Annotated in this window: 22 protein-coding genes; 3 read left to right on the forward strand and 19 right to left on the reverse strand. The window is 56.7% G+C overall.

Going from position 1 to position 22907, the window contains the following annotated elements; all coding sequences use genetic code 11:
• The 18 genes from PKO02S_RS26235 to PKO02S_RS26315 form a co-directional block, all read right to left on the reverse strand.
• Window positions 1-1095 (reverse strand): phytanoyl-CoA dioxygenase family protein (locus PKO02S_RS26235; protein WP_246067457.1); only part of this gene is annotated, 1095 nt, incomplete at its 3' end.
• A gap of 225 nt (window positions 1096-1320) precedes the next feature.
• On the reverse strand, window positions 1321-2166 hold the full coding sequence (locus tag PKO02S_RS26240) for a DUF8832 domain-containing protein (protein WP_127587798.1): 846 nt from the start codon (window positions 2164-2166) through the stop codon (window positions 1321-1323).
• Window positions 2163-4487, reverse strand: a complete 2325-nt coding sequence (locus PKO02S_RS26245) for a heavy metal translocating P-type ATPase (protein WP_127587800.1) — start codon at window positions 4485-4487, stop codon at window positions 2163-2165. The genes PKO02S_RS26240 and PKO02S_RS26245 overlap by 4 nt, the downstream gene beginning before the upstream one ends.
• Before the next feature lie 108 nt (window positions 4488-4595).
• Window positions 4596-4796, reverse strand: coding sequence for a cation transporter (locus tag PKO02S_RS26250; RefSeq protein ID WP_127587802.1), 201 nt, complete (start codon window positions 4794-4796; stop codon window positions 4596-4598).
• 15 nt (window positions 4797-4811) lie between these two features.
• Window positions 4812-5159: a metal-sensitive transcriptional regulator gene (locus PKO02S_RS26255; RefSeq protein WP_127587804.1), complete on the reverse strand. Its 348-nt coding sequence runs from the start codon at window positions 5157-5159 to the stop codon at window positions 4812-4814.
• Window positions 5160-5223: 64 nt separating this feature from the next.
• Window positions 5224-6090 (reverse strand): AraC family transcriptional regulator, encoded by an 867-nt coding sequence (locus PKO02S_RS26260; RefSeq protein ID WP_127587805.1) that lies wholly within the window; start codon window positions 6088-6090, stop codon window positions 5224-5226.
• A gap of 3 nt (window positions 6091-6093) precedes the next feature.
• A complete protein-coding gene (locus PKO02S_RS26265; RefSeq protein ID WP_127587807.1) occupies window positions 6094-7674 on the reverse strand; it encodes a coproporphyrinogen III oxidase in 1581 nt (526 codons plus the stop codon).
• 171 nt (window positions 7675-7845) lie between these two features.
• Window positions 7846-8019, reverse strand: a complete 174-nt coding sequence (locus PKO02S_RS32595) for a hypothetical protein (protein ID WP_164821700.1) — start codon at window positions 8017-8019, stop codon at window positions 7846-7848.
• A gap of 87 nt (window positions 8020-8106) precedes the next feature.
• Window positions 8107-8385 carry a hypothetical protein gene (locus tag PKO02S_RS26270; RefSeq protein WP_127587809.1) on the reverse strand — a complete coding sequence of 93 codons (279 nt, stop codon included), beginning with the start codon at window positions 8383-8385 and terminating at the stop codon, window positions 8107-8109.
• Window positions 8386-8546: 161 nt separating this feature from the next.
• Window positions 8547-8987 carry a D-aminoacyl-tRNA deacylase gene (gene dtd, locus PKO02S_RS26275; RefSeq protein ID WP_127587811.1) on the reverse strand — a complete coding sequence of 147 codons (441 nt, stop codon included), beginning with the start codon at window positions 8985-8987 and terminating at the stop codon, window positions 8547-8549.
• Window positions 8988-9018: 31 nt separating this feature from the next.
• Entirely contained in the window at window positions 9019-11205 is a 2187-nt protein-coding gene (locus PKO02S_RS26280; protein WP_127587813.1) for a RelA/SpoT family protein, read from the reverse strand.
• A 122-nt stretch (window positions 11206-11327) separates the two neighbouring features.
• The gene (locus PKO02S_RS26285; RefSeq protein ID WP_127587815.1) at window positions 11328-12092 is read right to left on the reverse strand and encodes a class I SAM-dependent methyltransferase; all 765 of its coding nucleotides are present in this window, start codon (window positions 12090-12092) and stop codon (window positions 11328-11330) included.
• A gap of 70 nt (window positions 12093-12162) precedes the next feature.
• Complete coding sequence (locus PKO02S_RS26290; protein WP_127587817.1) at window positions 12163-12675, reverse strand: adenine phosphoribosyltransferase; 513 nt, start codon at window positions 12673-12675, stop codon at window positions 12163-12165.
• A complete protein-coding gene (gene recJ, locus PKO02S_RS26295; RefSeq protein ID WP_127587819.1) occupies window positions 12672-15137 on the reverse strand; it encodes a single-stranded-DNA-specific exonuclease RecJ in 2466 nt (821 codons plus the stop codon). The genes PKO02S_RS26290 and recJ overlap by 4 nt, the downstream gene beginning before the upstream one ends.
• Window positions 15138-15176: 39 nt before the next feature.
• Window positions 15177-16130 carry a cation diffusion facilitator family transporter gene (locus PKO02S_RS26300; RefSeq protein ID WP_127587833.1) on the reverse strand — a complete coding sequence of 318 codons (954 nt, stop codon included), beginning with the start codon at window positions 16128-16130 and terminating at the stop codon, window positions 15177-15179.
• Between the two features lie 48 nt (window positions 16131-16178).
• Window positions 16179-17111 (reverse strand): protein translocase subunit SecF, encoded by a 933-nt coding sequence (gene secF, locus PKO02S_RS26305; RefSeq protein WP_127587821.1) that lies wholly within the window; start codon window positions 17109-17111, stop codon window positions 16179-16181.
• Complete coding sequence (secD, locus tag PKO02S_RS26310) at window positions 17101-18333, reverse strand: protein translocase subunit SecD (protein ID WP_127587823.1); 1233 nt, start codon at window positions 18331-18333, stop codon at window positions 17101-17103. The genes secF and secD overlap by 11 nt, the downstream gene beginning before the upstream one ends.
• Before the next feature lie 127 nt (window positions 18334-18460).
• On the reverse strand, window positions 18461-18739 hold the full coding sequence (locus tag PKO02S_RS26315; RefSeq protein ID WP_246067461.1) for a post-transcriptional regulator: 279 nt from the start codon (window positions 18737-18739) through the stop codon (window positions 18461-18463).
• Window positions 18740-18935: 196 nt separating this feature from the next.
• Here PKO02S_RS26315 and spoVB point away from each other — a divergent pair, with 196 nt between their 5' ends.
• The gene (gene spoVB, locus PKO02S_RS26320) at window positions 18936-20501 is read left to right on the forward strand and encodes a stage V sporulation protein B (RefSeq protein ID WP_127587825.1); all 1566 of its coding nucleotides are present in this window, start codon (window positions 18936-18938) and stop codon (window positions 20499-20501) included.
• 22 nt (window positions 20502-20523) lie between these two features.
• Here spoVB and PKO02S_RS26325 read toward each other — a convergent pair whose 3' ends face one another.
• The gene (locus tag PKO02S_RS26325; protein ID WP_127587827.1) at window positions 20524-21222 is read right to left on the reverse strand and encodes a DUF421 domain-containing protein; all 699 of its coding nucleotides are present in this window, start codon (window positions 21220-21222) and stop codon (window positions 20524-20526) included.
• 246 nt (window positions 21223-21468) lie between these two features.
• Between PKO02S_RS26325 and PKO02S_RS26330 the strand changes: the two genes are divergently transcribed.
• The gene (locus PKO02S_RS26330) at window positions 21469-21858 is read left to right on the forward strand and encodes a TIGR04086 family membrane protein (RefSeq protein WP_164821701.1); all 390 of its coding nucleotides are present in this window, start codon (window positions 21469-21471) and stop codon (window positions 21856-21858) included.
• 94 nt (window positions 21859-21952) lie between these two features.
• Window positions 21953-22804 (forward strand): phosphatase PAP2 family protein, encoded by an 852-nt coding sequence (locus tag PKO02S_RS26335; RefSeq protein WP_127587831.1) that lies wholly within the window; start codon window positions 21953-21955, stop codon window positions 22802-22804.
• Window positions 22805-22907 lie beyond the last annotated feature (103 nt).

The raw sequence follows: 22907 nt of genomic DNA on the forward strand, positions 1-22907 counted from the left end.
GCCGCAGCGCGCCAGCCCGTAGGCGGCGTTCAGCGCCGCCGGCTCGCACGCGCCCGCCAGCGCGGTCGCGAGCCCGGCTACGACGTCCGCGTGCAGCGCGGACGTCTCGGGCACGCCGGCCAGCGCGAGCCGGTCGGCCGCCGCCGTACGCTGGCGCTCGTCGCCGCCCGCCAACTGCTCGAGCAAGCCGCGAACCTCCGCGGCTCCCATCCCGCCCGTGCCAGGCTCGCCTCTTTCTCCTTCCCGCTCAACGCTCGTGCCAAGCTCGCCTTTTTCTCCTTCCCGCTCAACGCTCATGCCAAGCTCGCCGCCTTCTCCCTCCCGCTCAACACCACCGACCTCAACTTCTACAGCAGCCGCCACTTCCGCACGCCCGCCCTCAACCTGCCCAGCCCCCGTTAACCAATCCCAAGTGTCGCGCCACATCACTTCACTCGAGAAAACAACCTCCGGAAACTCAGGCGTCACCCAAGTTGCATCTTCATGCTCCCAGCTCGGCTGCACAGGCGCCTGCGTCCGCATAAACTCGAATTTCAGCATAAACCGTTCTCTGCCTGCCGTGTTAGCCGTCGCCCGGTGCCAAATATCGTAGTGGATAAGCGCGAACGTTCCTGCTTCCCCCGCTGCCGTCGCTTCACCGAAACTGTCCTCCGTGGAGAAGGTGCATGTTTCGAAGTTTTGCGTCCCCGGCATGACGCCGGTCGGTCCCAGCTCGACAGGCGTATCCTGCGGGAAATACATAATCATCGCCCACCAAGGCCGATGATTTCTCATCCTGCGATAGCCCCAATACGAATCTTTATGCCAGACTCCATGTTTCCGAGTATTGTTGAAATGCCCGTGACGATGCGCATGCATCATATAGCCGGGACCGAGCACGCTCGTCAGCGCCCCCGTAACGACCGGATGGTCGAAGACGTCCTGCAGCTCTCTCACCCGCGGCAGCAAATTGTTGCCGGGATTGCCCTCAACCCGATACACCTCGCTCAACTGCGCCGTCAGCCGGTCATGAAAAGATTTCGGAAAATCCGTCTTCAAAATCAAAAAGCCCTGCACGATAAATTGCCGCATCTGCTCATCCGTAAGTAAACGCATCTGTTCTGTCCTCATCCCGGGTTCCCTCCGTCAACTATGGAATCGGCTCCGCCGCCAGCTCAAGCGTGGAGCCTACAAGTACTAGTGTAAGGGGAATTCCCATCAGGAAAAATGAAAGAAGCTCACTTTCATTTGCACAAAACTAACGCCAATTTCGCTAAAAGAAAGAGCACCAACGGTCGACTCACGGGCACCCCCTCTTATCCTGATCCTCCATCAAACCGATTACTCCGACACCCTCACGACAAAAGGAACAATAAAAGTATTCCCGTTTCGCTGGAACTGCCCCCATACCTTGTAGTCGCCGCCATGCGGAAATACTGTCATGAACTCGGCGTTCGGACCGACGGCCTTCTCGTCCATCGGATGTACATGCAAGTACTGCTCCGCCTTCGCGTCCAAAATGACCACATGGCCGACAGCGCCTAGATACGGCTGCAAGTCTTTCACCGGCTGCTTGGAGCCCGCATCCACCATGCGGAACGTCAGCATCGCTTCTTCTCCGGCTTTCGCGCCGTCCAGCTTCAGCGACACCTCCACCCCGTCCACCGTTTTCGCAGTCGATGCATCAGGAACGATCGGTACCGCCGTCGATGTAAATCCTTCGACCTTCACTTCGCGGCTCTTCGTCACCGGAGCCCCGCCGCTTGGAACATAGTCTGCAAACAGCTTATAATCTCCGCCGGAAGGGAACTCCATTTCCACTTGGAACTTACCTTTGCCGACATACTCCGGATGCAGGTGCAGGAACGTAGTTAGGTCCTTGCTCACCACGATCAAATGCATCAGCTTCTCATGACTGACCGCAAACTTCTCAACCGGCTTCCCGCTCGTATGATCGTTCACCTGCACTTCAATATTCGTCTTCGAAGGCAGACCGGACTTGGCTATCGGCTTATCAGGCGTGAATCTCCAGACAGCCTCGGTCTTATCCGCCGCACCCGGGTCAGCGACAGCAGAAGCATGCGCCCCGTGACCATCGCCCCCGGAACCGCCGCCGGATTTTGTACAGCCAGCAGCCGTCACCCCAACAGTAATCGCAACTAGCCCCATTAACATCCATCGTTTCATTTTCCAATACCTCCATTTTGCAAAGACATCCGCTGCAGCCTGAGCGCATTGAGCACGACGGACACCGAGCTTAGCGCCATCGCCGCGCCGGCCACCCACGGGGCCAAGTATCCCAAGGCTGCAATCGGGATGCCCACCACATTGTAGGCAAGCGCCCAGAACAAATTTTGCTTAATATTCGCCATCGTTTTCCGGCTTATCCGGATCGCGTCGGGCACGCCGTTCAAGTCGCCGCGCATCAGCGTCACGTCTGCGGCCTCGATCGCGACATCCGTGCCTGTGCCGATCGCCATGCCGATATCGGCCGCCGCCAAGGCAGGCGCGTCGTTGATGCCGTCGCCGACCATGGCGACCCGCTTGCCGGCTTGCTGCAGCCGGCGCACCTCCTCGGCCTTGCCTTCCGGCAGCACCTCGGCTAACACGCGGTCGATGCCTGCCTGTCGCGCTATCGCATGCGCCGTTCTGGCGTTGTCTCCCGTCATGAGGACAACTTCGACGCCCATAACGCGCAGCCGCTCCACAGCCTCCTGCGAAGTCGGCTTGATCGTATCGGCGACCGCCAGCAACCCGGCCACCTGCCCGTCGACCGCTACGAGCATCGCCGTTTTCCCTTGCTCCTCCAGCTCCTCCATCGCTCTCAGCGTAGGCGCGGCAACCGCTACACCTTGCCCGCTCATGAGCAGACGGGTACCTGCCAACAGCTCGCGCCCGTCTACAACGGCGCGTATCCCATAACCCGGCAGCGCCTCGAACGATTGCGCGTGCGGCAGCGTCAGCCCGCGGGCGATCGCACCCGCGGCCACCGCCTGCGCAAGCGGATGCTCCGAGCTGCGCTCGGCCGCTCCCGCCAAAGCCAGCAGACGGACGTCATCCCAGCCTTGCTCGGAGATCACATCGGTCAGCTCCGGCTTGCCGTTCGTCACGGTTCCCGTCTTGTCGAGCACGACCGTGTCGATCCGATAAGCCCCTTCCAGATGCTCGCCGCCCTTGAACAAGATGCCTGCCTCCGCCGAACGGCCGGAGCCGGCCATAATCGAAGTCGGCGTCGCCAGTCCCAAGGCGCATGGACAGGCGATGACCAACACCGCTATCGCCTTCTCCAACGCACCGGCGAACTCCCGCGGCTCGATCCAGACGAACCATGCCGCGAATGTCAACACCGCAAGCCCGACCACGATCGGTACGAAAATGCCCGATATGATATCGGCGATCCGCTGGATCGGCGCCTTCGAGCCTTGGGCTTCCTCGACCGCCTTGATAATTTGCGCCAATGCGGTTTCTTTCCCTACCTTCCGCGCTTGAATGCGCAGAAGACCGTTCCGGTTCAAGGTCGCGCCGTACACAGGGTCGCCTTCCTGTTTCTCGACCGGCACGCTCTCCCCGGTCAGCATAGACTCATCTACCGCTGAAGCTCCGGCTCCCACAATGCCATCCACCGGTATTTTTTCCCCTGGCTTCACAATCAGCTCGTCGCCAACTATCACCTGGTCCACTGGAATTTGCAGCTCCTGGCCGTCCCTGACGACGAGAGCATGCTTCGCCTGCAATCCCATCAGCGATCGAATCGCCTCCGAGGAACGCCCCTTCGCCAATGCCTCGAGCAGCTTCCCAAGCAGGATCAAGGTAATGAGCACGGCGCTCGTCTCAAAGTATAGCTCCGGCTGTGACGGTCCAGCCATTCCTTCATGCACCATCCCGCCGGCTCCGACCGGAGCCGACAGCCCGTCCATGCCCTGCATGCCGTCTACGCCTGAATCGGAAGCCGCAAACCGGATCGTAGCGAACAAGCTGAACGCGTAGGCTGCCGATGTACCCATTGCCACCAGCACATCCATATTTGCGCTGCCGTTGCGAAGCGCCTTGTAAGCGCCGACGTAGAACGACCATCCGATCAGGAACTGGACCGGCGTCGCGAGCGCCAGCTGGAACCAACCGTTCATGAACAGCTCCGGCACCCAAAGCCCTTCCGTCCAGGAGAAATGCCCGACCATCGCCCACAGGAGCGGCAACGACAGCAGGGCCGACGCCAACAGCTTCCCTTGTTGCAGCCGGATTGTCTTCTTCCGGAGCTCGGCCCTATTCGATTGCTCCTTTTGTTTAGCCCCGTAGCCCAGCTGCTCCACTTTGCGGATCAAATCCTCCACCTGCAGCTTCCCCGGCTCAAAAACGACTTGAGCGGACTCGAGCGCCAAATTCACATTCGCCTGCGAGACGCCGTCCAGCCGATTCAGCCCCTTCTCGATGCGGGTGGCGCACGCGGCGCAAGTCATTCCCGTGATGAGCAAATTCGCTTCTCCGTTTTCCTTCTGCTGTGCGCTCATTCGGAGCCCTCCTGATCCTCTAGTATTACCTATACCCCCTATGGGTATGTATGTCGTTAAAAAGAAGGAGCCACTTTCATGGCTCCGGCCCACGCTGTCTACCAATCCTTACACTACATCATACCCTTGCTCTTCAATCGCTTCCTTGATCGCCTCAAGCTTCACTTTTTGCTCATCGAATACGACTGCTACCGTCCCTTTGGCCAAATCGACCTTGCCATCCGCTCCGGCACCCTTCACCGCGCCTTCCACCGAGCTTACGCAATGCCCGCAGGACATCCCCTGTACCTTCAAATTCACTTCTTGCATCTGCAGCGCCTCCTCTTATTTCATCAGTTTATTGACCGTCACCATCAGCTCGGCGATAATGTCCTTGTCTCCCGCCTGGATTTTCTCCACGACGCAAGTTTTCATGTGGCCTTCCAACAGCAGCTTGCCTACTCCGTTCAAAGCCGATTGGATCGCCGCGATCTGGTTCAGCACGTCGTCGCAATACGTGTCCTTCTCGATCAATCCTTTAACGCCGCGAATTTGCCCCTCGATCCGATTCAACCGGGTAATGAGGTTGGACTTCATTTTCTCGGAATGATGGCTTCTCCGCTCACCCGAAGCACAATCACCGTCTTCGCAGCCGTTCGTTTCCTGCGTATGCGATTTAGGGTCTTTTTCCATATGCCTCATTCCTTTCTGAATCCAGAATACTATACCCCCCATGGGTATGTCAAGCATAGAAAGTTTAATCGTTTGACATAAACAATTCCCTATATTGAGTCGGCGACAGGCCGGCCAGCTTCTTGAACAGCCGCGAGAAATAATACAGCTCCAAGCCTACCGCTCTTGCAGCTTCCGAAACGGGAATGTCGGCGGACGCCAGCAGCAGCTGCTTCGCTTTCTCCATCTTCCGGTGATTGATGTATTGGATCGGCGACATGCCCAGCAGCTCATGAAAGTGGCGGATGAAATAATTCGGATGAAAATGCGCCAGCTCAGCCAGTTCGTTCACGCTGATCGCTTGGTGCAGATGATTCTCGATGTACTGCAGCACGTCTTGCAGCTGATGGATTCGCTGATGCTGCTGGCCCGCGCTCCGTTTCTCCGTTCCGATCGCCGTCTGCGCCCGTTCCAGGAAATACGCCACGAGCTCGAGGAGCACCGCTTTTTGCCGGATACCTGCCGTCACCGAGTCGCTTTTGTACTGCTCGATCAGCTCTTGGAACAAAGTGGTGAGCCGCTCCGCATCGTCCACATCGACGAAGGCTGGCATGCCCAGCAGCCGAAACAGATCGCGGTCTCCCAGCTTGGCGTTGAAATGACACCAGTATTTGCCGAACGTATTGTCACTCGTGGTGAAGTAGGATAACTTCAAGCCGGAAGGCAGAACGAATAGCTGGCCCGGCTGAGGGAAATAAGCGGTCCCGTCGATCACGAGGCCGCCTTCCCCTTCCATGATATAGTAAAGCCGGCTGAAATCGGACACAAAATCGATGTCGCGCCATCTGGTGCTTACTTTGGTGTAGGCCGCAAGCGATAGCGACACTTGCACGTTCGCGATTACATTCCGCAGTTGGGACAGCGATGGAGGGGCAACGGGTAATTTGCTCATACGTCAAACACCGGAGACCGGTTGGCGGTCGTAAGCCTCGTCCATCAGCTTCAGCTTTTTGTCCAAATATTCTCTATAAGCCTGGTTGTACACGGACGGCTCCTTCGGATTCGGGAAACGCTCGATTTTGCGCACTTCGTTGCCTTCGGCATCCAACTGCTTCGGATACAGCACCTTGCTCACCGCTCCGCAGCCTACTCCTATGATCGTTTGCCGTTCCTCCATCATCACGATGTTGTACAAGCTCTCGCGTCCTTCGAGCGAATAGCCGACGTTTTCCAGGTTTCCCAGCATGTTTTTTTGGCGGTACAAATAGTACGGCACATACTTGTTCTCGTCCATAAAATGGGTAGCCATCTTCATCATATCGCCGATTTCGTCGCGCTCCGCAACCTCGTATTGGTCGCGGTTTTTGGTCATTTTGGACGCGCGCTTGAACGAGAGGGTGTGCACCGTAAGCGACTCGGGCAGCAGCTTGGCCGTTTCGTCCAGCGTATGTTGGAATTCGTCGATGCCCTCGTTCGGCAACCCGATGATCAAGTCCATATTGATGTTGTCCATCCCCATCTCGCGGGACAGGATGAACTTCTCGATCGTCTCGTCCACCGTGTGGTGGCGGCCGATTTTATCGAGCGTCAATTGAGTGAAGCTTTGCGGATTGATGCTGATCCGGTCCACGTTCCACTTGCGCATGACACGCAGCTTGTCCGGTGTAATCGTGTCCGGGCGACCCGCTTCTACTGTAAGCTCTCGCACGCGGTCCATCGCCGGGAACGATTCATGCAAAGTGACGAACAGCGCGTCCATCTCCTCCGCCGTGATGCTGGTCGGTGTTCCGCCGCCCCAGTAGATCGTCGTGATGCCGAGTCCCGCCTGCTTGAGCCAACGCCCCGTCTCGCGGAGCTCATGGTGGAGGCCGTCCAGGAAAGCGTTCACGCTGCCGTTGTTGCCGCGGATGTCGTAGGCCGGGAACGTGCAATAGGCGCACTTGGTCGGGCAAAACGGGATGCCGATGTATACGCTCACCTCGTGATCCAGATCGAACAAGTCTGGGATCACCTTAAGCTGCCGCTCAGCGATATCCGCCAGTAGGAGCGCTTTTTCGTCGGTCAGGAGGTATTCCTCCTGCAGCAGCTTGATGCTGGCTCCGCGACCGTGTTTGGCGAGCAGGTTGTGTATCAGCTTCGTCGGGCGCACGCCGGTCAGGATGCCCCATGGCATCTCGAGCCCCGTCGCATGCTCCAGCGCGTGCAGCATCGCCTTGCAGATGACGCGTTTCGTCTCGCGCTTCTGATTGTCCGGCGTCGTGCTGCGCAGGCGATGCGTTTCGGTGCTGGTCCAGGCAGCCAGCGCGTTCGCCTCCGCTTGGTGCTGATCCGCAGCTTCCAGCTTGACGGTCGCATGCACCTCTCGGGCCGCCTGCCCGCCAAGGTCCGTCAGCTCGATCGTCATGCGCCATGCCGCTTCACCCGTTTGTTCCCCCGGATACACGATCTCCACTTCTTCATAAAACAGCTTCCATGTATGAAAAATGTCCATCCGGTAGTCTTGCTGGAACCCGATCGGGACGATTTCGACTTTCATGTCTTCGCCTCTCTTCATGTTCTTCCGTTCCATCACTGTCGGCAGTTGTTGCAGGAACGCCGTTATGGCTCCAGTTTACCACAGCCGGCCGTCCAAGAAAAACGAGCGCCTATACACAAACAATCCCTCTCCGATTGGGAAAGGGATTGCTAATTAGGATCTCGTGGATTGTTATCGCGATGTTTTGCGCGGTGACCGCTTCACGGACGCCGAGCCGGTTGCCCACTCCTGGGCGGCTTCGAGCGAGAAAGCGGCGGTCTCCATCCCGAGCGACTCGTGCCGATCGTTGTGAAGCAGACGGTTTTCCGCAAGCAGCAGCTTCTTCTCTTGACTGGATTGGCGCATGCATAGGCTCCTCGGTTCGGATTGGTAATCGACGGTCATCGTCTATTGTTTCCAATTCCCGGAGCATTTATGCTTGCGTGCAATGCGTTAGGCTTGGCGTGCTCTTTTCAAAAAGAAGATTTCTTCTTCGTTTTTGACGATTCGGCTCATCTGGAAATCCAGCCTGTCGTTCGTAACTCCGATCATCTCCAGCAGCTTCTCATCGGCCGCGATGTTCTCGGCCTGGTAATCGTCCAGCTTTTTGTTGAGCTGGTCAAAGCGGTTGTTCATGTTCGTCTCGAGCGCGTCGAATCTCGTCTCAAGCGTGTCTAGTCTTGAGTCAATCCGACTCAATTGGGTAATAATTTCGCGAAGCAGCTGCTCCATTTCACGATCACCTATCCTTGTCCGGTAAATAGATTGTAGCATAGTTTGACTGAGATGTCGGTGTGTTATTAGAATATCGAACATTAGTTCTGGTGTCAATTGTTTTGAATGGCTGCGAATAAAAAAAGAGCCGCACCGCTGCGACTCCTCTCCCCACAAAACTACTTGCTGTCCACAACAAGCGTCACGGGTCCCCAATTGACCAGCTCCACGTCCATCATCGCCCCGAATCGTCCGGTCTCGACCACGAGCCCCTGCTCCCGCAGCAGTCCGTTGAACCGCTCGTACAAAGGCTCGGCCTGCTCGGGCCGCGCGGCTGCCATGAAGTTAGGCCGCTTCCCCTTGCGCACATCGCCGTACAAAGTGAACTGCGAGATGGACAGCACCTGCCCCTCCACTTCCCGCACCGACAAGTTCATCTTGCCGTCATCATCCTCGAAGATGCGCAGTCCGGCCAGCTTCTCGGCCAAATAACGGGCATCCTGCTCCGTATCCTCATGGGTGATGCCGACGAGCAGGACGAGCCCTCGCTTGATCCGCCCGACAACTTCGCCCTCCACCTTCACGCTAGCTTGTTTGCTGCGCTGCACGACCACTCGCATCTCTCTTCATCCAGCCCCTGTCCCCACCGCATTAGCCTTGCATAATCCGCTGTACGGAGTACACGTCCTTGACGCGTTTGATCTTCTCGACGACCGATTGCAGATGGTCGATATGTTTGATCAGAATCGTCATATGCACCGTCGCCATCTTGTTCTTGTCCGAACGGCCGGATACGGCCGAGATGACGGTTTTGCTCTCCGAGACCGCTTGCAGCACTTCGTTCAGGAACGCCCGGCGGTCGTGGCCGGTAATCTCGATCTCGACGTGGTAGTTCGCTTCGACCGAGGTTTCCCACTCGACCTCGATCATCCGGTTCTGATCGTCTTCCTCGCCGGTCGGGATGTTCGTGCAGCTGCTCCGATGAACGGAGACGCCCCGACCGCGCGTAATGTAGCCGATGATTTCGTCGCCCGGCACCGGGTTGCAGCAGCGGGCGAAACGAACGAGCAAATTGTCGACGCCCTTCACGCGCACGCCATGCGTCGGTCGCGACTTGCGCTCCGGCATTGGCGGTTTCACATCGCGTACCTCGGTCGTAAGCTCGAGGGAATGCGCTTGCTCCTCGGCCTCGCGCCGCATTTTCTCGGTCAGCCGCGTGCAAATCTGTGCAGCCGTAATCCCTCCGAAGCCGACCGCAGACATCATATCCTCAATATCGTTGAAGTTGAACTTCTTGCACACTTCGGACAGCTTGTCGTCGGACATCAGAGTCGGCGGATCGATGCCGAGCCGCTTCAGCTCGCGCTCGATCAGCTCCCGGCCCTTCTGCTCGTTCTCCTCGCGTTTCTCGCGCTTGAACCATTGCTTGATTTTGCTGCGCGCATGCGAGGATTGAGCGATCTTGATCCAGTCCTGGCTCGGCCCGTAGGAATGCTTGGAGGTCAGAATCTCTACAATGTCGCCGGTGCTTAGCTTGAAATCCAGCGGTACGATACGGCCGTTCACCTTCGACCCTACGGTGCGATTCCCGATCTCCGTATGAATCCGGTAAGCGAAATCTAGCGGCACGGAGCCGGAAGGAAGCTCGATCACTTCCCCTTTTGGCGTGAAAACAAAAACAAGATCGGAGAAGAAGTCCATTTTGAGCGATTCCATAAACTCGGAAGCGTTGCTCGTCTCTTGCTGCAGCTCGAGAATTTCGCGGAACCAGTTCATCTTGTCCTCGAAGCTGCCGACCGGTACTAGCGTGCCTTCCTTATACGCCCAATGCGCCGCGATCCCGAACTCCGAAGTCCGGTGCATGTCCCAAGTCCGGATCTGCACCTCCAGCGGCTCACCGCTCGGTCCGACCACCGTGGTATGAAGCGACTGGTACATGTTTGGCTTCGGCATCGCGATATAGTCTTTGAACCGCCCCGGCATCGGCTTCCACAGCGTGTGGATGATGCCGAGCGTTGCATAGCAATCTTTGATATTATCGACAATAACCCGAATCGCCAGCAGATCATAGATTTCATTGAACTGCTTGTTCCGGGTCGTCATTTTGTTATAAATGCTGTAAATATGCTTCGGCCGCCCGGAAATATCGCCTTCAATGCCCATCTCGCTCAATTTGTGATTGATGTTGGCGATAATCTCGGTAATATACTGCTCCCGCTCGGCGCGTTTCTTCTGCATCAGGTTGACGATCCGGTAATATTGCTGCGGGTTCAAATACCGGAGTGCGATATCCTCCATCTCCCACTTGATCGCAGAAATCCCGAGCCGATGCGCAATCGGACAAAAAATCTCAAGCGTCTCATGGGCAATGCGGCGTTGGCTCTCTTCGGACTGAAACTTCAGCGTCCGCATATTATGAAGCCGGTCGGCGAGCTTGATCAGAATGACGCGGATATCTTGCGCCATCGCGACGAACATTTTGCGGTAGTTCTCGTTCTGCTGCTCTTCCTTCGACTTGAACTGGATTTTCTCCAGCTTCGTCAGACCGTCTACTAACATCGCGCAAGTTTTCCCGAAATGCTGATCCACGGCTTCCAGCGAGACGGTCGTATCTTCGACGACATCGTGCAGCAGAGCGGCGATAATCGAGGTCACGTCCATCTGCATGTTCACAAGAATGTCGGCCACCGCCAACGGATGAAGAATATACGGCTCGCCCGACTTCCGCACTTGCCCGTAGTGGGCCTGATCGGCGAAAACGTAAGCTTCTTCGATTCGTTTCAGGTCGCTCTCCTTGAGGTATGCGGCGGCCCGTTCCAGTAACTGCTCAATGCCCATCGTTAAACCCTTTCTCCCGGGGAATCCATGCATGTCTCTCATGCGTGTTTCCTACCATTATGCCAATCCGCGCGTTTGGCGTCAACTGGGCGGGTTTGCCGGGGCAATCAAGAGTTCATCAACTAGTTGCGATCCGATCCGTTCCGGAACCAATACAGACCGAAACCAAGCGTATCCCGTCCCCAGCGTATAAAGACCGAGTTCCAGCTCCGGATCCGCTCCAGCATCGCCTCCCGGTCCGGATCGTCCGGATGCTCCATGGCATATTGCTCGACCGAGTACTTATAAAGCCATTCATATTCGTCCCAATCGTCCTCGCTGGCGGTAAAGGACCACAGCGGCTCCAGACCGAGGTCCACCCCTAGCCGAACATTGCCTGCGTGCGTCTTCAGCTCGTCCTCCTCGGCGTCAAGCGCCTCGAGATAAGCCGAGCACGGCGGCTTGCGCCAATAACCTTCGCCCAGCACGATGCTGCCGCCCGGACGCACGATGCGGCGCATCGCCTGCAGAGCCGCTTCCGCGTTGCCCAGCGCCTGCGACGAGCCGATACACAGCGCCGCGTCGCAGGAAGCATCCTCCATCGCGGCGACGGCCTCGCCTGCATCGCCGCCGATCAGCTTCAGCCGCTCGGGTCCGACCCGCTTCGCCGCCCGCGCTGCCGCTGCCGCAAGCGCCGGCTCGCTCCACTCGAGAGCGACGGCCTCCACGCCGTCGTACCTCTCGCACAGCCGAATCGACAGTTCGGCATGACCGGCTCCGATATCAACGAAACGCTGCCCTTGCTGCAACGCAAGCAACCCGATCAACCGAGACATCTTGGTCTCGGGAATCGGGTTGCAATATACATGCTTTTGATGTGCAATCGTAGAAAACTTATAACGGTCCATGGGATCGGTGCCTCCTGCCGACTTGGCTCATATTTGCTGTCAGCACTAGCATCGCCCAATCTATCGCCAATTAGTATTGTACGAGCGATTTTACTTCCACGCCGCCTAGTTTCTCTCTGCCGTTCAAGTAAGTCAGCTCAATCATGAAAGCCGCCCCAATGATATCGCCGCCCAGCTGACGTATCAAATTCATCGTAGTGTTGATGGTGCCGCCGGTGGCCAGCAAATCGTCTGCAATCAAGACGCGTTGTCCCGGCAGAATCGCGTCCTTATGCATGGCGAGCTTGTCTTTGCCGTACTCCAAATCATACCCCGCTTCGATCGTTTCGCCCGGCAGCTTGCCGCTCTTGCGGATCGGCACGAAGCCTACGCCCAGCGCATAAGCGAGCGGGGCGCCGACTACGAAGCCGCGAGCTTCCGGACCCGCGATCACATCGATCTGCTGCGACTTGTAATGCGCCGCCAGCTCGTCGATGAGCGCCCGGTAGACCGGCCCATTGTTCAGCAACGTCGTAATGTCCTTGAAGCGGATACCGGGCTGCGGGAAATCCGGAATGACCCGGATATAGTCTTTGAAATTCATCGTATACCCTCCACAAGTTCATCTCTTGCAACACTTGAATCGCTTGATTCTATGGTTCGGCATCTCTGCAGCAACGAAGCCGTCAGCTCAAGCGCCGTCGAATAAATCAAGGACGGCTCCAGAGCGTTCCGGCGAACTCTCCGCCGATAGGACGGAGCCGTATCCAGCTCGGACTTCTTCGGCTGAGCGACCGTGCGTTGCAGCGAGCCGCTCTGTTCAACAAACTGCAGCTCTTCAAACACATCCAGTATAAACCGAAACGCCCCGACAGACAAACCGGATTTCTTGGCAAATTGGCTAAGCTGAGCGAGCTCTCCCGCCGGCCAAGAGCCGGTATGCAGCAGTAAACCATATGCCTTTTTGAACGCTTCGCGGGAAGGCAGCCGGAAGTCATCCGTATTCCAATCGGCGAAAACCGGGAACAACCGCTCGGCGCCTGAAGCTGCGCCAAGCAGCGCGACAAGCGAGGACTCTTCATCCGGCAGCGAGTATAACACGATGTCCGTCATGGCTGCGAATGCCGTACGCTCAGCCGAATCGTTCAGCGGCACAGCACCATGCACAGGATCCCAGCCGTACACGGGCCAGCCGCTTTCCTCCAATTGCAGCTGAACCTTCGGCCAATGCAGCTGCCGCTCGACAATGACTGCGCCTCGCAGCACGCCCGAGGGCTCGCTATGAGCAGCCTTCAACTCCGCCAGCTTCTGCTGCAGCCGGTGCTCGCCGCGCCAATCGAATACTTGCAGCTCGGCAACGCGCATGTCCTGGATCATCATCTGAGGCTTGCGCACGCCGTTCCATTCATTGATCGATAGCTCAGCGATCATATCGAGCTTGGACGTCGGCGAGATACGCTGCGTCATCGCGCCTCGGCCGAACCCAACCGCTTCGATCGAGCAAGCGGTTTCCATCGCGGTCTGGGCCAACAGCAGCTTCAGATGCTGCTTCTCCTTGCCCATCGTGCGCATCTCCTGCACATCCAGTCCGCTCAGTTGGAAACGCGGCGCCGGATTGCCCATGCCGAACGGAGCCATCTGCTCGATCTGGCGAATGCTCTCGAGGCTGACCTCGGACAACGCCACCTCCGCATCGACTTGCAGCATCGGGACGAAGTCGTCCTCCCGCAGCCACTCCTCTGCGCACGCGATCAAGCGGCGTCGGAACGGCTCGAGCAGCTCCCGCCGGAGCGTCATGCCGGCCGCAGCCTGATGGCCGCCGTAATGCTCCAGCAGCTCCTCGCAGCAGGTCAGCGCCCGATGCATATCGTAGCCTGCGATCGAACGGGCGGAGCCTTTGGCTTTGCCCGTCTCCGCATCGATCGTCAGCACGATCGTCGGACGGTAAAACTTCTCGAGCACCTTCGCGGCCACAATGCCGATGACCCCGGCATTCCAGCCCTCGCGCGCTACCACGATGACCTTGTCCTCCGGACTGGCACCGTCCGCGCCAGCTGCAAGCACCTCGAGCGCTTCCTCCGTCATCTCGTCGACGAGCCGCTGACGCTCCTTGTTCAGCGTGTCCAGCTCTTGAGCGAGCCGGTCGGCTTCCGACGTATCTTCGGTCGTCAGCAGCCGAAGCGAATCGCGCGCATGCTGGAGCCTGCCGCTGGCGTTGATCCGAGGGGCTAGCGCAAAGCCCAAGTGCGTCGATGTCACTTCTTTTCCCTCAAGCCCGCTCACCTGGAACAGGGCGTTCAGCCCTGGCCGCGATGTGCCGGCCAGCCGGCCCAACCCCAGCTTCACGATCACACGATTCTCGCCCAACAATGGCATCAGATCGGCGACCGTCCCGATCGCGGCGAACTCCGCCAGCCATTCGGGCAGCTCGCCGGTCAGCGCATGCGCCAGCTTCCACGCGACTCCGACTCCGGCCAGCTGCTTGTTCGGATACGGGCAGCCCGGCTTCTTCGGATTGAGAATCGCATAGGCGTCCGGAAGCACCTCAGGCGGCTCGTGATGATCCGTCACGATCACTTCGATGCCAAGCTCGGTCGCATAGGCGATCTGCTCAACCGCGCTGATGCCGGTGTCGACCGTCACCAGCAAGCGGACGCCGTTAAGCTTGGCATCGTCTATCGCCTTCAAGTTCAAACCGTAGCCTTCCAGCATTCGATGCGGGATGTATGTATCGAAATCGGCGCCCATACGATGCAACAGATGCGTCATGAGCGCCGTACTCGTTACGCCGTCTGCGTCATAGTCGCCGTAGACGCGAATTTTCTCGCCGCTGTCAATCGCGCGCCGAATCCGTTCGACTGCTGCAGACATACCCTCCAACAGAAAAGGATCATGTACATGATCCTTTCCGCCGTGGAGAAATATGTCCGCTTCTTCAACTGTTGTAATGCCTCGGGCCGTCAGCAGCCTCGCTACGGCCGGATGGAGCTTGAGCCGCTCCGCGAGCCGCTCCGCCGCTTGCGCATCGCATGCCGCGGTCGACCATCTCGCTCTTGATTGGAGCATGCGGACCTCCTGCTATACATTCCCTTGATTCGCCGTTTCCTAGTGAAGCAGGCTAGGCTGCTCCGTCTGCTCGGAGTCGACGTTGTTCTTGTAAGGATACCCCGGGTCGTACGGATTGACGTGAATCATCACGTCGGACACATGGCTGAACCGGCGCAGCAGCTGCTGCTTGACGGTTTTGCCGATCTCGTGCCCTTCCATCACCGTAATCTTCGGGTTGACGCAAATTTTAATATCGACGATCACATAATGGCCGTGTTCTCTCGCTCGCAGCTCGTTGACCACGATTACGCCTTTGACCCGCTGTGCGGTCTCCAGCATGTCTTCGGTGTCTTCCTTGTGCAGGACATGATCGATCGCGCTGTGAATCGACTCGGTTACGAGGCGATACCCCATCCGCAGCACCAAAAGAGCAACGAATAACCCAGCCACCGGGTCGGCGTAATAGAGCCAAGGCTGGCCCCAATAATCGCCCATCAGCGCCGCCAATACCCCGACGAGGACGGCGATCGAGCTCAGCACATCGGAACGGTGGTCCCAGGCGCTGGCGATGAGCGCTTGGCTCGACAGCCGGCGCCCGAGATGAATGTTGTATTGAAACAGTAATTCTTTCACTATGATCGCAATAATGACGGCTACTAGCGCATACCACTCGGGCCGGGTCTCCACGCCTGCGACTATCGTCTTCACGGAGGAGATGCCGACTTCAAGTCCAACCAACAGCAGCAGGACGGAAACGATAATCGCGGAGATCGACTCCGCTTTCCCGTGCCCGTACGGATGATCTTCATCCGGCGGCTTATGGGAAGCGCGGAGCCCGATCAGGACGGCAATCGAGCCGGCCACGTCGGAGGCCGAGTTCGCGGCATCGGCGATTAACGCCTTGCTCCCCGAAAACCAGCCGACGATCCCCTTCATTACCGCTAAGCCCAAATTGCCGACAATACCTAACCAAGCAGCTAAGCTAGCCTGTTCATAGCGCTGCTTCGTCATATTGACACCCCTCGATACCATGGTTATGAACTCCTAGCTCGGCAGCCCTTAGGAGGGCTGCTTGGCAACGGCTACCTTGCGGCTTTTCAGCGACTGGCGCTTGAGCAAGTACCACATAGGCGTAGCGAGAAAGATCGACGAGTACACGCCGCTCGCCAGACCGATCATCTTCGCAAGCGCGAAGAGCTTGATCGACTCGCTGCCGAAGATGAAGAGACAGAGCGCCGCTACGAGAACGGTGACGACCGTATTGATCGAACGTCCCATCGTCTGCCAGATGCTTCGGTTGACCAAGTCAGCCAAATCCTCGTCCGTACGCACTTTGCCGAATCGCAGGTTCTCGCGAATCCGGTCCAGAATAACGATCTTATCGTTGATGGAATATCCAATCGTGGTCAGAATCGCTGCAACGAACGGCAAGTCGACTTCCAGTCGGAAGATGGAGAAAATCGCGATAACGAAAAAAGCGTCATATAAAATCGTGATGATCGCCGAGACGGCGAAGCGCCATTCGAATCGGATCGTCACATACAAGCTGATCCCCAGGCTTGCGATAGCTACGGCGAGGAGCGCTTTTTTGCCCAGCTCCTTGGCCATGTCCGGGGTCACGATGTTCACTTCATTGGAAACCTGCGAGCCATACTTCGTGGTGAATACTTCCATAATCGCCTTCACGTCGGCGTCGGTCAAAATTTCGTCATAACGCACTGAAATTCGGTCGCTGTTATCGCCGCCAACCGTTCGGATGACCGGCGGATGACCGGCTTCCCGGAATGCCTGGTCCGTCTGCTCCTGCGTAACCGCCTTGCCCACCGAGATATCGATCGACGTGCCGGACTTGAAGTCAACGCCGTAATGAAGGTTGAAAATGAGCAGCATGACGATCCCGATCACTGTGATAGCGCTGGATAAGCGGAAGTAAAGGTTGCGATGTTTGATGAAGTCGTAACGCTCCTTGTAATTTTTCCGATTAAAGTCCACGGATATCCGCCTCCTTCACGCCGTAGTAGCTTGGCTTCTTGAACAAATTGGAACGAATGAGCAAATGGATGAGCAGGCGCGAGAAGAACACGTTGGTCACGATACTGACCAGGATGCTGACGATCATCGTCAGGGCGAAGCCGCGAATCGCTCCGTTCCCGATGTAGTATAGTACGATGCCGGCAATAATGTTCGTAATATTCGCGTCCATGATCGTCCGGAACGAATGCTTGGAGCCGGACTTGAGCGACGACAGCAAGCTTTTGCCGCTGCGGATTTCTTCCTTGATCCGTTCATACATGATAATGTTCGCGTCGACCGCCATCCCGATCCCGAGGACGAGAGCCGCGATACCCGGCAATGTCAGCGTCGCGTTCATCAAGTAGAACATGAGCAGCACGACCCATGTGTACGTAATCAGCGTTACCGAAGCAACAAGACCCGGTATCCGGTAGAAAAGCACCATGAAGATCAGAATAATAATCGATCCGATGATGGCCGCTTGCACCGTTTGGTGGAGCGACTGCTGCCCCAGCGTAGCGCCTACGGATTGCGTATATTTCTCCGTCAGCTTGAGCGGCAGAGCGCCCAGGTTGATCGTATCCTTGATTTTTCTGGCTTCCTCGTACGAGTAGCTGCCGGAGATCGTTGCCCGACCGTCCGTAAGCACGTTCTGTACGGTAGGATCGGACAGCATCGTCTCGTCCAGATAGATCGCGAGCTTCTGTCCAAGCAGCTTCTCGGTCACCTTCTTGAACTTCTCGGCATCCTTCACTTTAATCTGAATTTCGGGTTGGTTCGTCTGCCCGAAACCGATCTGCGCCGCGCCTTCTTCGAAGTCGCTGCCGATCAATTCCTTCGTGCCGTCCGGACCGCGGAACGACAATTCGGCAGGCTTCTTCAGCAATTGCCGCACTTCGTCCTGATTCTCGACTCCGGCCAGACGAGCTCGAATTCGGTTCGTCCCTTCGGTCGTCACTTCAGGCTCCGCTACGCCGCTTGCATTAGCCCGCTTCTCTAGGCTCTTCGCCGTCTCGACGAGGGAATCCCGCGAAACCGTTTTCCCCGCTTCAATCGGCTCGGCCTCATACAAAATCTCGAAGCCGCCTTTCAAATCCAACCCCAGATTGATCTGCTTGAGTAGGTGGGGGCTTGTCCCGGCTATAACTCCAAACGCTACTAGCACAATAACCAGGAATGTGACAAGTCTTCTCAAATCCATATTGGACGTACTCCCTTCGATACTCAATATTCCTATTATAGCGAGCGGCAAAAATCGAGTCAATTTGCGCCGGTCTTCCAGCCTTGCCCTGCGACCGGACGCTGCCCAAAAGAAAGAGCCCAACCGGTTAGAATTGGGCTCCTTTATAGACGCTGAGCGTCATCCAGTTCATCAAGGACGTCACCTTCAGCGACAAAATATCGTTGACCATCTTATGCAGCGGCGGCTCGCCAAGCTTGGCGTATTTGTCGCTGACGCAGCTCCAGACGTCCTCGCCGGATACCCGGTCGTACCCAAGCAGCCGGAATTCCTCCGCCTTGCTGTCGCACAGCTCGCGTATCATTCGACTTTTTTCGTCGTCCGACTCGATACGCACCTCTTCGTGATCCAAGCCGTCTTGCTCCATGCCGCCAATCCCCCCATCTTCTTCAACTGCCTTGTCACCTTAACTTATTCGCCGCCGTCTCTCCGTTTCCTTCCTGCCTCAGCCCGTCCTCATCCCAAAAACTTAGCATGAGCCTGTACACCCTCCGCATATTGTTACAATAACCTCACTGTGTGACAAGCCGTCAAACGATGCCCTCGGGAAGGAAGATCCGCACTTGAAAAAACAGTCGTTTATAAAAGGAACGATGATCCTGCTGGCCGCAGGCATTGTCAATCGCCTGCTGGGCTTCATCCCTCGCATCACGCTGCCCCGGGTCATCGGTGCGGAAGGAGTTGGACTGTACCAGATGGGCTACCCATTCATGATCGTCGTGCTCACGATTATTACCGGCGGAATCCCGATCGCAGTGGCCAAGCTGGTGGCGGAAGCCGACTCGGAGGGGAACGAAGCCCGCATCAGGCGCATCATTGCCGGATCGCTCACGATTACAGTCGGCCTCAGCCTCGTGTTCACCGCGCTGTGTATCGTCGGGGCCCGTTGGATCACCAGCCATCTGCTGACAGACGCCCGTGTTTATGACACGTTCATCAGCATGAGCCCGATCTTGTCGATCGTCGCCGTTTCGTCCGTCTTCCGCGGCTATTTCCAAGGTCGGCAGAACATGATTCCGTCCGCCGTCTCACAAGTGGTCGAAACCGTCGTTCGAATCGTGGCGATGCTCGCGATCTCTTTTTTGCTGCTCCCCTATGGGATCGAAAAAGCGGCGGCCGGCGCCATGATCGGCGTCGTCATCGGCGAGCTGGGCGGTATGGCCGTTCTGCTCTACCACCACAAGCGCAATCCTGTCCGCAAGAGGCTGGCCGGCATTGCTTCCGAAGCCAAGCGTGTGCAGACGAGGCTGAGCGCCGAGATAAAACGGATCCTGACGATCTCGATTCCCGTCACGGGAAGCCGGCTTGTCGGTTCGACCTCCTATTTGCTCGAATCGATCATGATCGCGCAAAGCCTCGCCATCGCCGGGATCGCTACAGGCGCGGCCACTGCCCAGTACGGGATGCTGCAAGGGATGGTCATTCCGATCCTGCTGCTGCCGGGAGCGCTTACATATTCCTTGTCCGTCTCGCTCATCCCTTCCCTCTCCGAAGCCGCCGCCAAAAACGACCATGTGACGATTCACAAACGGCTTCACCAGTCGCTCCGGCTTGCGCTCGTCACCGGCGCTCCTTTCGTCGTGCTCATGTATATGCTAGCGGAGCCGATCTGTTACTTTATGTACGGCAATGTGGAAGCGGCTAAAATGCTGAAGCTGATGGCGCCGGTCGCCCTCTTCATCTACTTTCAAGGTCCTTTGCAAGCTACGCTTCAAGCACTGGACCGTCCCGGCACAGCTCTGACGAACACCTTCATCGGCGCCGCCGTCAAGCTACTCCTGATCGTATGGCTCGCCTCCAAGCCCGAATGGGGCATCCTCGGTGCAATTGTCGCGATCAACGCCAATATCGTGTTAGTGACCATGCTGCACTGGAACAGCGTAGCGAAGCATGTGAAGTTCCGGATGGACGGCATCCATTTTCTCAAAACCGGCTTCGGCATGGTCATCATGGGCGCTACGTGCCATATCGTGATGTATATGGCCTGGACGAATCAGGCGCTGATGAAGTTCTTTGCCTCATGCGCCGCTGGAGCTGCCGTTTATGGGGCCATCATAGTTCTGCTCGGGATGGTGAATAAAGACGACATACGCCGTGTGCCCGGATTAGGGCGGTTTTTCAAACGTTAGGCGCTGGATGCCAGCCGCGGGTTTACCGCCTGCGCTTCATATCCAAGTAGAATCGGCCTTTATAATCAATCGTGCAGAAAAATACGTCCTTTAAATCGTTAACGCCTTTTTCCTGCAGCTGATTTTTGAGCCAAAACCGCGTTTTTCCTAACTTCTCCAAGTTTTTGTCCTGCACTTTGCCGTCCATGATCACTGGCACCGGCAACCCTTCATAGCGATATTGCACCGGTCCGCCTGCCTTGCCCTTGCTTCCGCTCATCGGTTTCGGCTTTTCGATTACGCTCAGCTTGCCAGACGTCTCGAGCATTGCGAACTCCACGTCCGCCACATTCGTCACTTTATTTTCGCGAAGCTGCACCATAAGATCGTCTAATGTGTACCGTTGTTTTTTCATTTCCTCGCGATTCAACTTCCCGTTCTCGATCAGAAAGCTCGGCTTCCCGTCGAACCAGCTCCTGACCGTCTGAGACTTCAGCGTCAAATAGGCCAGCAGTACTTGAATCAGCACCAACGTGAACATCGGCAGCAGCCCGTGTATCATTGGCATATTCGTATCTTCAATGACGAAGACGGCGATCTCTGCGATCATAAACGAAATGACGAGGTCGAACACCGACAGCTTGCCGATTTCGCGTTTGCCCATAATGCGCATCATCAGGAAGATGACGAAATAAATCGCCACCGTACGCAGCAGAAGCGTTGGAATGTCTACCCTATCCATAGCGTGTCCCTCCGGTCTCCGGTCTGATGAAGTCAATGGTATTCTCACCATGGGAATCGCCCCTCATGCAGGCTGCCCCCGTTCAATAATTGGCAGTCCGTCCGGCAGCCTTGTACTATTCCGTCCAAGCCGCCCATACAATGAAACCATAACGACCTCCCTGTCCGAAGGCGGCCGGCCTGGCTGACAGAAGCGGATTTCGGAACGGGTTGGAACCGATACTATGATGGAGGTGCGATGTTTTCCATGAATTCCTTATCCAAAGTTCCACGTCTGCGCATCACTTCCCCCCTACTCTCAGGACTCGTCAACGCTACGATCTGCTTGCTGCTCGGCATGCTGCTCCTCTCCTTGCTGCTCGCGTTCACCGATTTCAAAGAACAGTCCGTTACGGCTTGGGTGTACATGATCCATGCGATTTCTTCGGCCATCGGAGGAATCGGCAGCGGCAAACGCGCGGTGAACAAAGGCTGGTACAACGGGGGAATCGCGGGGCTCATTTACGGGATCATTGTGCTGCTGACCGGATTTTTAGGGTTGGACGCCCACTTCGACGCTTCTACGATCGCCATGCTTGTCCTTACATTCGCTAGCGGTGCATTAGGCGGCATGATCGGCGTGAACAGGAAAAAATAATGAGATCGTTTGATCATTTCACTTCCCCTGACCCTGTGCTATAATTGATGAGTTCGTTCTCTGCAGTTATTTTCCATTTCTAGGGGGAAGCAACATGTTTCTCATCACATCCATGACCCAAGTTTCGATTTTAATCGCAGTTACCGTTTATATATTGCTTGTTATCGCATTGGGATTTTCGCCTCTAAAGCCTTTCCGCGCCGCCGGCGTGTTTGTGAAGGAGCTCTCTAGCCGCAAAAAGATGCTGCTTCATTTCTGCGCCGTATTGATGATTTTGTTCTTTAATAAAATCGAGCAGCTGATAGAAAAGCAGATGCATCATCTGAGCGACTTCACCCCTTCGTTTCACCAGATGGAGGGCGAATTCATCGTTGTGTTCCAGAAGCTGTTCGAGAACATCATCCTGACGCACTTCATGAGCTATTACTATGTCGTCGTCTTCACCGCGCTGATGGTCGCTTCTATTATTTTGTACGTGTATACGAAGAATACGAAGCTGTTTTACGCGCTGTGCTACGCGATTATGTTCAATTATATGATCGCGATTCCGTTTTTCCTGTTCTTCCCGGTGACGGAAGTGCATGCGTTCAACCCGAACGTGCGGTTCCTGATGCTGGACGCGTTCCCGACGTTCGAAGCGGAATACCGGCCGCTGTCCGGGCTCAACAACTGCTTTCCGAGCTTGCACACGTCACTGTCGGTGACACTGGCGCTTATGGCTCGCCGATCCGGCAACGCGTTCTGGAAATGGTTCGTGCCGATCAGCGCCGCCATCATCATTTTCTCGATTTTCTACTTGGGCATTCACTGGCTGACCGATATGGTCGGCGGCATGACGCTCGGTTTTTTCTCCTCGTTGCTGGCGCTGCGCTTGGCCGAAGGCCGTCAGATCATGGGGCAGATCAATCCTGCGAGCAACCGATTGAAGAAGCGCGATTGGCGCTAAATTGTAGTAAAACCCCGCTCTGTCCGGCGGGGTTTTATGTATGGATTGCCGTTCAGCTTCTATTCCTCGCGGACGGTCCTCTGGCGAAGGTGTTCAGATGGAG

The sequence above is a fragment of the Paenibacillus koleovorans NBRC 103111 genome (assembly GCF_004000845.1).
Lineage (GTDB): Bacteria > Bacillota > Bacilli > Paenibacillales > NBRC-103111 > Paenibacillus_AA > Paenibacillus_AA koleovorans.